This window comes from Tunicatimonas sp., from assembly GCF_049647865.1.
In the GTDB taxonomy this organism is placed as follows: domain Bacteria; phylum Bacteroidota; class Bacteroidia; order Cytophagales; family Cyclobacteriaceae; genus Tunicatimonas.
In genome coordinates this window covers 1-10,562 of record NZ_JBARYM010000057.1, presented here as the reverse complement: position 1 = coordinate 10,562, position 10,562 = coordinate 1, and the positions used below count along the sequence as shown (strand labels likewise).

At 41.8% G+C, this 10,562-nt stretch carries 4 protein-coding genes; 3 read left to right on the top strand and 1 reads right to left on the bottom strand.

Going from position 1 to position 10,562, the window contains the following annotated elements; translation table 11 throughout:
- Positions 1–175 precede the first annotated feature (175 nt).
- The 3 genes from WBA23_RS02085 (at position 176) to WBA23_RS02075 (ending at position 9,278) form a co-directional block, all read left to right on the top strand.
- Complete coding sequence (locus tag WBA23_RS02085; protein WP_424580582.1) at positions 176–1,315, top strand: hypothetical protein; 1,140 nt, start codon at positions 176–178, stop codon at positions 1,313–1,315.
- A 220-nt stretch (positions 1,316–1,535) separates the two neighbouring features.
- On the top strand, positions 1,536–6,236 hold the full coding sequence (locus WBA23_RS02080) for an FG-GAP-like repeat-containing protein (RefSeq protein ID WP_424580581.1): 4,701 nt from the start codon (positions 1,536–1,538) through the stop codon (positions 6,234–6,236).
- Between the two features lie 246 nt (positions 6,237–6,482).
- The gene (locus WBA23_RS02075) at positions 6,483–9,278 is read left to right on the top strand and encodes an FG-GAP-like repeat-containing protein (RefSeq protein WP_424580580.1); all 2,796 of its coding nucleotides are present in this window, start codon (positions 6,483–6,485) and stop codon (positions 9,276–9,278) included.
- 144 nt (positions 9,279–9,422) lie between these two features.
- On the opposite strand, the gene WBA23_RS02070 is transcribed toward WBA23_RS02075, so the two are convergent.
- On the bottom strand, positions 9,423–10,562 hold a 1,140-nt coding region (locus WBA23_RS02070), incomplete at its 5' end, for a class I tRNA ligase family protein (RefSeq protein ID WP_424580579.1).

The following is a 10,562-nucleotide window of genomic DNA, read 5'->3' as shown; positions in this document are numbered from 1 at the left end:
CTACGGCTATGCTCATTTTTTGCGCCTCTGTCTAGGACAAATTTCACGACTGCCTGAACCCGAATTTAAACATTGACAAAGCACTAGACTGATTTTCTACTCTTTGTTGAACAGTTGCTTTTCGGCGTTTAATTTGATTCTTTAGTACAACATTACTAATCACAACCTATCTGTTATGCTAAAGAATACTTCTTTTCGTCTTAGTCGCATTCTACCTTCGCTTAATATATACGCGACATCAATTTATCTTCTGCTTTCTTTACTGCTTCTGCTAACTTTTCCTGTGGTGAGTCAAAACCGAACAACGGTTTCTATTGAAGGGGAACAGTTTCTTATCAACGGGCAACCCACCTATCTGGGCCAGATGTGGGAAGGGAATAAGATTGAGGGACTGCTATTTAACTCTCGTATGGTACAGGGAGTTTTTGACGATTTAAATCCTGAAACTGCTGTTCGCTGGAAATACCCCGATACCGGCGAGTGGAACCCCGACCGTAATACCGACGAGTTTGTTGCGGCTATGGAAGAATGGCTGGCGCACGGTTTACTAGCTTTCACTGTAAATTTGCAAGGAGGCAGCCCCATGGGCTACGGTAATAAGAATTGGTATAATTCGGCATACGAAGAAGACGGTAGTTTACGTCCGGCCTACTTTGCCCGACTGAGTAAGATTCTGGATAAAGCTGATGAGTTAGGCATGGTGCCGATTGTTGGACTGTTCTATTTTGGACAAGATCAAAATCTAAAGGATGACGTAGCCGTGAAAGATGCTACGGAAAATGTAGTTGACTGGCTGCACCAGAAGGGTTATCGCCATGTGCTAATTGAGGTGGCTAATGAATGTGATAACAAAAGCTACGATCGAGATATTATAAAAGCTAACCGCATCCACGAGCTTATTGAGCTAGTAAAGTCTAAAGAAAAAGGTGGGTTTCGGTATCTGGTAAGTACTAGCTACAACGGCAACAGTATTCCTCTACCTAATGTAGTGCAGTCTGCCGATTTTATTCTAATTCACGGTAACGGAGTACACGAACCAGCTCGGATTGCCGAAATGGTAACTCAAACCAAACAAGTAGCTGTTTACTCTCCTATGCCCATTGTCTTTAATGAAGATGATCATTTTGATTTTGAAGAAGATACGAATAACTTAGTTACTGCGGTACAATCTTATGCCTCCTGGGGGTTCTTCGATTACCGACTAGACGGTGAAGGCTTTGAAGATGGCTACCAGAGTATTCCAGTAGATTGGGGAATTAACTCGCCCCGCAAGAAGGCCTTCTTTGCTAAGCTTAAAGAGATTACGGGTTATTGATCTCATTCTACCATTAACCTAAACGATTTAACTAACTTAATGATAATACTATCAATCAAGGTAAGTCTATCAAGTCTATTTATTCCTGAGTGCTTACTATGTACTACTATTGTTTTCTCGACTAGTATCTCATAAAAACTTATCAAACAACTTTGTTCAATTGAATGTTAATTATATATTTAATTCAAACTAAAGTTTAATTTTTTTACTACAAAACTCTATGCTGCGCAATTTTACCTACTTACTATCCTTTTCTCTACTTTTATTAAGTGTAGTTCCAGCTACCGGCCAGTTTGGAGAAAGAGAAGGTATCATTAGTAACATTCCCGACGAAATATACGAAGCCTCGGTAGACCTCAATCAAGATGGACTTCAAGATATTATTGTCTTTCGCCCTGCGGGAAGCATAATTTCAGGCGGACATTACGTCAAATATAACGATGGTACCGGCCAGTTTACTAACGAACAGTTACTTAAAAATGATAATGCGGAGTGGACAAGAATTACCCCTGCCGATCTAGATGGTGACGGACGCCTTGATTTAGCGATTTATCAGCTAGAAAACCGAAAGGTTGTCTGGCTTATGAATAGAGGGCTTGGTCAAGAGTTCTCTTGGCAGTTCAATATCATTACAGATATTATTGATGGTTATAATGACAATAAAAGCAGTTTTATATTTAAGGATATTGACGGAGACGATGATTTGGATTTTTTATGCGGCTGTAGCAAATCTTGGTATAAAAACAATGGACAAGGTGAATTCACTGAATCTTTTGAAATCAATAATCGCATCTTCCAAGTACTCTTTGCAACTGACTTAGACCAAGACGGAGCTATTAACGTAGCCACATACAATATAAGCACCAACAGTATTATGAGCTATGAATATCGGGCCGATGATAGTTGGGTAGAGGAAACGCTAGTTGGTAATGAAGATGTCTATCCTTTTGATACTGAGCGGCGGGCTGAACCATTCGATATGGATAACGACGGGGACATTGACATAGCCTACTACGGTATCGAACTTTTTAGACGTGGAAACATCAGTATTTTCAGGAATGATAACGGTTCTTATTTGCCATTTTCTGTAGATAATTACGAGGAAGAGGGCGACCCGGTCAATTTCACTATTATTGATTATGATAATAATGGCTTCTTAGATATAGTAAGCGGTAGCAAGTTTACTGATCCAAATGAGGACGCTTCTTTTTCTGGCAACGATAAGATTTTCTGGTTTAAGAATGAGAGTGGAAGTTTTTCTTACGAAATAATAGCTGAGCAATATTATATGTTGGATGTAGGCCGCTACAACCAAGATAACCAGTACGATTTTGCAGCCTGGCGTCCTAAAGGAGTTGATCTACTATTGGGTAATAGTGACAATTTCACCTTTCAAAATTTGGTAGCCAGAACAGGTGTTTCACCTAATGGTGAAATTCGCACAGCAGACCTCAATGGTGATAATTTAGCCGATTTTCTATTAGTTAGTAGCAACATTAGCAGCATCGCTTTTCCTAGTGACGTAACGAACGGCTTTTCAGCTATTACCGTAGTACTATCTCAACCTGCCAGTGATTATCAAGTTCAGGTGCTTAACGATGTTTCCAGTATTATACCCGAATCACTTCGCTTTGCTGACTTAGACAACGACGGCGATTTAGATGCTGTAGCTTCTCTGTACACTCGCATACGAGCGTTTGATCCAGATGAGGAAGAGTGGGAAATTATTTGGTATGAAAACTTAGGGAGTGGTACGTTTGGCGAAAGAAAACCCGTCGGCAGTGGAAAGGGAGTCTTCAATAAAGAACTTAAAATATTTGATAGCGATCAGGATGGTTATCCTGAAGTAGCGGCCTTTAATGCAGTCTTCAAAAACAATAACGGCAGTTTTGAGCAGAGTGCAACAATTCCTATTCCGCTCTCTGTAGCTGACTTGAATGGCGACGGAGCAACTGATATTATTGCTGAAGGAAACTGGTACGAGAACGACGGAAGTGGTGACTATACCATTCGCACTGAAGTTGAAGGTACTCCAGTAGACTTTGATGGCGATGGTGATATTGACTTGGTGTTGGACGAGAGATTTATTGTGGGTGATGCTTCTTGGTACGAAAATGATGGCTCAGGTACCTTTAATGTAAAAACCTTTTCTGAGGTAACGGAGCAAAATGAGCCGCGAGAGTACGTAGATATTGACACTGATGGCGACGCTGATGTGATAATAGAAGGAAGAAACGCTCTTTCGTGGAAAGAAAATACGGATGGCCAAGGAACATTTGAAAATAATTCTGTCATTGTAAATGAAGGCATCTTTCGCTTTCAGCTAAATGATACTGACGGCGATTCTGATCCGGACTTATACGTGAGCTTGAATGGCCTAACCAAGTTTGAAAACCTTTTTGCTAAGGAAGCGCCTACTGACCTATCGCTAGCATTGGAAAATCAGGATGGTTTGCAACAAGACACAATCAAAATTCCCCTGAAGATAGAAGGTGGCTTCTCTAATATTACCGCTCTCTCACTTTCTTTGACTTGGGATAATAGTGTAGCTACCTACGCAGAAGTAGAAAGCAGCGAAAATCTTACCATAGAAGCCTCCCAAACGGAAGATGGACGAGTGGGAATTACTTGGAACGATCCAAGCGGAGCTTCTAAAACTGACGGTAGCACTTTGCTTTCACTACGGCTAGTCCTCACCGGAGATGAACAAAGTAACACAGCTATTTCTTTTAGTAGCGAACCAGTTGAGCAAACGGCGACTAATACTGAAGAACAAGCAATTTCGCTCACTACTGAAGATGCTCAGGTTGTTATCAACCCCAGCGAGGCTCCGACTAATATTAACTTAGTTGATAATATTATTAGTGAAAATCAAGCGATAGGCACTGAAGTAGGAAAATTTAATACGACTGATCCTGATAATAGCGAGGGCTTTGTGTATGACTTAGTGGCGGGAGATGGTGATACGGATAATAGTTCTTTCAGTATCCAGGACAACGCCCTAATTACCAGCGAAATTTTTGACTTCGAAAACAGAGATACGTACAGCATTCGGGTAAGAACCACTGACATCCGTGGTAAAAGCTATGAAGAAAATTTTGAGATCGAAATAGAAGACGTAGACGATACGAATAATAATCCTACTACTATTATATTGTCATCTAATACCATCAATGAAAATAACGAGGTCTTAGCAACCGTAGGCGAGCTTAGCACACAAGATCCTGACGAGGATGACACGCATACATTTAAATTGGTGACTGGTTCAGGAGATGAAGATAATGAAAGCTTTACTGTAGACGGCAATAATCTTCTAGCAACTGAAACTTTTGATTTTGAGCAGAAAGATAATTACAGTATTCGAGTTGAGGTTGAAGATAACCAAGGGGGCACCTACTCTGAAACCTTATCTATCACCATTAACGATTTAGACGAAAGTACCAATAATGCTCCTACAGCTATTGCGATTGATAAAGCCTCGGTAGAAGAAAATCAACCCGCTACCACCATAGTAGGCAACTTCACTACCACTGATGCCGATGCTGCTGACAGGCATACGTACAGCTTAGTAGAAGGCGAAGGAAGTGCTGGTAATAATTTGTTCCAGATTATAGGCAATCAGTTGCAAACCACCGAGAGTCTGGATTATGAAGAGCAAAAAACGTATTCTGTCCGAGTGCAAACCGACGACGGAAAGGGTGGACAGTTTGCCAGCACCTTTACTATTGAAGTAATCAATCTTTCCGACAACCCCAATCAGTCTCCTACCGACATTACGCTGGATAATAATACGATTGATGAAAATGTTCCGGCGGGTACTTTAGTAGGCCTGCTAACTACAGATGATCCTGATAATTTGACGTTTACCTACCAGCTAGTTAGCGGAACAGGTAGCACCCACAACAACTCATTCAATATTCAGGAGAACGAATTGCGGTCAGCGATGAGTTTTGACTACGAAACGCTAAGTCAACTCAGTATTCGCATTCAATCCGACGATGGGAGAGGTGGTGCTGTTAGTAAAGTGTTTACCGTATTGGTGAATAACGTAGAAGACCAAATTAACCGAGCCCCTACCAACATTGTGATTAGTAACGCAAGTATTGAGGAAGATCAACCAGCGGGAACGTTAGTGGGTACATTAAGTACAATTGACCCCGACATAGACGACGAACACCAGTATGAATTACTGGATCGTAACGGTCAAGTTCCTTTTTCAATTGAGGAAAATAAGCTATTAAGTACTACTAGCCTCGATGTTGCTACCCAAGATCGCTATTTAGTAGAAATACAAGCTGACGATGGCCGGGGTGGATTGTACGTTAAGACATTAGCTATTTCAGTAACTCCGGCAAATGCAGTTGATGTACTTGGTGTTATTAATCCTATCGGTGACCAGCAGGCCGCTACGAACGAAGCCTTCACGCTAGTAATTCCGAACGACGTGTTTCGGGGGGATGATCTCCAGATAACGGTTACTCAGGCTGATGATTCATCACTACCGGAGTGGCTTACTTTTAACGCTGAAACGAACACACTAAGTGGCATGCCACCTAACGCCAGTGGTACAACTCTTACCATCAAAATTACCGCCACCAACGCGGCGGGCGATAGTGTCAGCGATGAGTTTGTTCTGTCAGTTGAAGGGGTTACGGCTATTGGAGATGATATCTCTACGCAGTGGAACGTGTATCCAATACCGGCCCACCACGCCATTTTTATTGAGAGTAATGCGACTGTGGCTCAACTTCAATCGTATCGAGTAATCAACGTGCAGGGGAAAACGGTGCTAGCCAAACGATTCAGTCAAAACCTAAGTGAAAAAATTCGAATTGATGTATCAGCCCTAACTGAAGGTATATATTTGTTAGAGCTACAAACTGGTCAAAAATTGTATCAAACCCGGCTCCTAATTAAATAGCCAATATTAATGCATTATCGTCTTCTTTGACAATATTGTATTATTTCGCTAATTTACCCTCGTTCTTTTTCATTAAGAATGAGGGTATTTTTTTTCGCAAAGTATCTTCTGTAAAATATATTCGCTTATCAGATCAGTAAGAGTACTTTATCGCTACCGGGAATTATAGCCTTGAGTCAGTCAGGGGTAATTCAAAATTTGTATATTTTTGCGGTTTACCTATTGCATCAACAACAACTAATCTGTATGCGCCTTATCACTATTCATATTATACTCATTATTTTAATTGTTCATTGGTCGGCTTCAGCGCAAGAAGCATTTCAACCTAAAATAAGCCTAATCAATAGCGAAAATTATCAAAACTTGGTGCTGACCGCTGATTTTAATAACGATGCGGCCCAAGATATTCTGATTTTTCAATCGGGCGAAGAAGAATGCTGTATTGGTGATTATCGGATACTCATCAACGATGGGAGTGGTAACTTTTCTCAAGAAATTGATGTAGCAACCAATACGAGTGAATGGGAAAATGTGCTAGTTAGCGATATTGATGATGATGGAGATGCGGATATTATTATACTTCAAGCGGAGAGTAGTGCTATTAGCTGGTACCGAAATGAGGGCACCAGTGGCTTTTCTGCTGTGGCCCCATTGATTTCAGACTACACTGGCGAGGCGTTTGAGTTGGCTGATTTTACCGGTGATGGTCTAGCCGACTTTATTTATTCTTCGTTCAATACTGATGCTCAGCTCTTCTTAATTGCCAACCAAGGCGAATTAAATTTTGCGGAACCCACCTTGATCACTGAAGGGGAGCTGATACACATTGGGGATTTTGACCAAGACGGACAGAACGATCTATTTACTACCAATGGGGTCAATAATCAAGTTGTGTGGCAACGTAATACCGGAAATGGTGTTTTCTCTCCTGATACCACCAATATTATCAGTGAAACAACTTTTTTTATCCCCGACATATTAATCGGAGATTTTGATGGAGACGATACCAATGAACTAGTAATATCTTATGCCCTTGACGGAGAAGACGGTATCATTACCCCCAAACTCTATTCATTCGTAAATGATGAATTTATGCTAAAAGGTAGCCTGATTGAGTTAGAAGAATTTGATCTTTCGCCTCAGAATACACGAGCGAATGATATTGATCAGGACGGCGATCTGGATATATTGGCCAGCTTTACCTTTGCACTGGCGTTTGCTCGTACCGAGTCCGACTTTGATCAATACGTTGGTTGGTACGAAAACACCGGAAACTTCCAGTTTACTCCTCGTCTGCTAAACGGTGCGCTTCTCACTGGCTCATACGTAGACCTAAATAATGATCAGCAGCTAGATATCATCTTAAAGACTCCTAATGAACTGGTTTGGCAAGAAAACCTAGGACAGGCTACTTTTGCAGCTCCTAAATATTTGACCGATAGCCGAGCAGTACCTATACCATTTTCTGATGAAAGCGGCACTTTCGTTAACTTTGGAGATCTTAATCAAGATGGTTTTCCCGAAGTGATTGTAACCGAAGGTACCAGCAACCGGGTGCTACGTTTTGCAAACCAAGATAGTACTCTAGCTACCCCTCCAGACCTACTAACGCTAAATACTCTCATTCCAGGCGATGCGGCGATACTGAAAACTCCCGAGCGTACCGATTTATTGTTAATCGGTGGTGCTGCCATTGAAGGAAAAGGCATTTTTCGCTATGCTGTTCAAGAAAATGCTACCCTAGGCAAAAAAGATACGCTATACAGCGGAACGCTAGATGCTATTTATACTGGTGACTTTAACGGCGACAGTTTCCCTGATGTAGCTTTCAGTGATCGTTCGCTCAGTGTCGATGGTGAGGTATTTGTGCTGACAGGCCAACCTGATGGCGCGTATGAAGTAGTCGACACCCAAATTATTGGAGTACTAGAAGAGGTCTACGACTTAAATCGTGATGGAATCACTGACTTAATTATTGATGGCAGTATTTATACCCGATCTTCGGCAGGAAGCTTTGTTGTACTTCAAGCCCCGGATTTTCCTTTCGACCAAATTTTGGATATTAATGGCGATAGCCTAGCCGATTTCCTTCTTTTTTCTGAGGCTGAAGTCACACTATTTCTAGCGAATAACGATGGTTCTTACCAGGAGCAAACCATAACGTTTGGTAGCAACTATGACTTTACATTGATTCCCTGGCTTTTCTTAGATATTGACAATGACTTAGATCAAGACTTAGTAGTAGTAAACAATACCGGAGACGAACAAGAGTTAGCCTATTTGAAAAATCAGAATGGCAGCACAATGTTCGGGGAGTATACGGTGATTGAGAAATTTGCTAGTCAGGACGTATTGCTATTCAAACACGATATTGACCAAGATACTGATACAGATTTGGTAGTTTTAACCGATACTGAACTGGCTTGGTACCGCAGTAATGCTGTTAAGGGTGAAACTAGCGAACCTGCCGAAAATATTCCCCCAATAGTGGCCCAATCCATTGAAGATCAGCAGTCTGCCGTAGGTTCTACTTTTAGTTTCGTAATTCCCACTGACGCATTCCAGGATGATAACGAAGGCGATACGCTGACGCTAACAGTAACGCTAGCCGATGATACTGCGCTACCTGACTGGCTTACTTTTGACCCATCAGCTAATACGCTAAGTGGTAATCCACCGGAAGCCGGAGAATTAACTATTAAAATAACCGCTGCCGACACTTCGGCTGCCAGTGTGAGCGATGAATTTGTTTTGACTATAATTGCCGACAAAACTGTTACTAGTTTGGATGATAATCTAGCCGACGGCATTCGCTTGTATCCAGTTCCTGCTTCTCAGGCATTATTTTTAGAAAGTGAAGCTACCACCGAACGCCTGATTGCTTATCGCTTACTGGATACGCAGGGGAAAATTATTCAAAATCAACCGTTATCAGATCAGCGTAGTGCTCGTATTGATGTAGCCTCTCTACCAAGAGGATTTTATTTACTAGAAATTCAAACTTCTAATCGTGTTCTTCAGCGTCGGCTACTAATTGAATGAGATTGGCAAAGAGCAAGCCATCTCCCTAATCGATTAGATCAAAATGAACTCTTTACGCTTGCTTACCAATGACTTACGTTAAACCAAAACGGCCGTAAATAGTACTACCTACTTATTACAACTATAATAGTTCCAGGGCGATAATTAAGACTTTCCTCTTAAACTCTTCAACTGCTCCTCAATCGTCTTGATGCGAGCTTTAGCGTCGGCTTGCTTTTTGCGTTCGGCGTCTACTACCGACTTGGGGGCATTTTCTACGAAGCGAGCATTACTTAGTTTTTTATCTACCGATGCTTCAAAACCCTTTTGGTAGGCCAGCTCTTTTTCTAGTTTTTCAACCTCAGCATCTACGTCAATAGCATCACCGAGCGGAATGAAAAAGCTGTCAGGCTGTCCCATAGCAGTAGTCACAATAAAGCTGTCAGCTCCTTCTACTTTATCATCAGTGAACTCAATAGACGAAACATTAGCCAACTTCTGGATGATACTACTAAATTGATGATAAACTTCAGGTGCATTGCTTTTAACGTACAACGGTAGAGCCTCTTTTTGAGCGATTTGCCGCGCGTTTCGCGTACTACGAATGTTACCAACCACTTCAAAGACTGCTGCTCCGCCTTGTAAAAGAGTTTGGTCAGTTTGACTTCGACCTTCCTTTTGATCAGCTTGGGGCCATTCGGCAACAATTACGTAATCGTCTTCGTCCCGGTCAGCTAGTTGGTGCCATAGCTCCTCAGTAATGAATGGCATGAACGGGTGTAGTACTTTCATCAATTTCTCAAAGTAGCCGATGGTGGCCTCGTAAGTCATTGCATCAATAGCTTCCCCGTAGGCAGGTTTTATCATTTCCAGATACCAGGAACAGAAGTCGGTCCAGGCCAATTTGTATACCGTTTGTAGCGCGTCCGACATGCGGTACTTAGAAAAATGATCTTCTAAATCTACCAGCGCTTGGTTAAAGCAAGCCTCAAACCAGGCAATAGCAGTACTATTTGCTTGGTCTTTCTTCTGTTCATCTACCTGCCAGCTTTTCACCAACCGGAAAGCATTCCAAATTTTGTTACTAAAATTTCGTCCTTGTTCGCATAACTTGATATCAAACAGCAAATCGTTACCGGCGGGAGAGCTAAACAGCATTCCGGTTCGTACTCCATCTGCTCCGTATTTTTCAATGAGTTTTAGCGGATCAGGCGAGTTACCTAGCGATTTAGACATTTTTCGCCGTTGCTGATCACGAACAATGCCAGTGAAGTACACATCGTGAAAGGGTTTCTCCTGGCGGTA

What these genes read in the sequence shown, in the direction of transcription:
- WBA23_RS02075 (WP_424580580.1), top strand. Translation starts at nt 6,483, where the DNA reads ATGCGCCTTATCACTATTCATATTATACTCATTATTTTAATTGTTCAT.
- WBA23_RS02080 (WP_424580581.1), top strand. Translation starts at nt 1,536, where the DNA reads ATGCTGCGCAATTTTACCTACTTACTATCCTTTTCTCTACTTTTATTA.
- WBA23_RS02085 (WP_424580582.1), top strand. Translation starts at nt 176, where the DNA reads ATGCTAAAGAATACTTCTTTTCGTCTTAGTCGCATTCTACCTTCGCTT.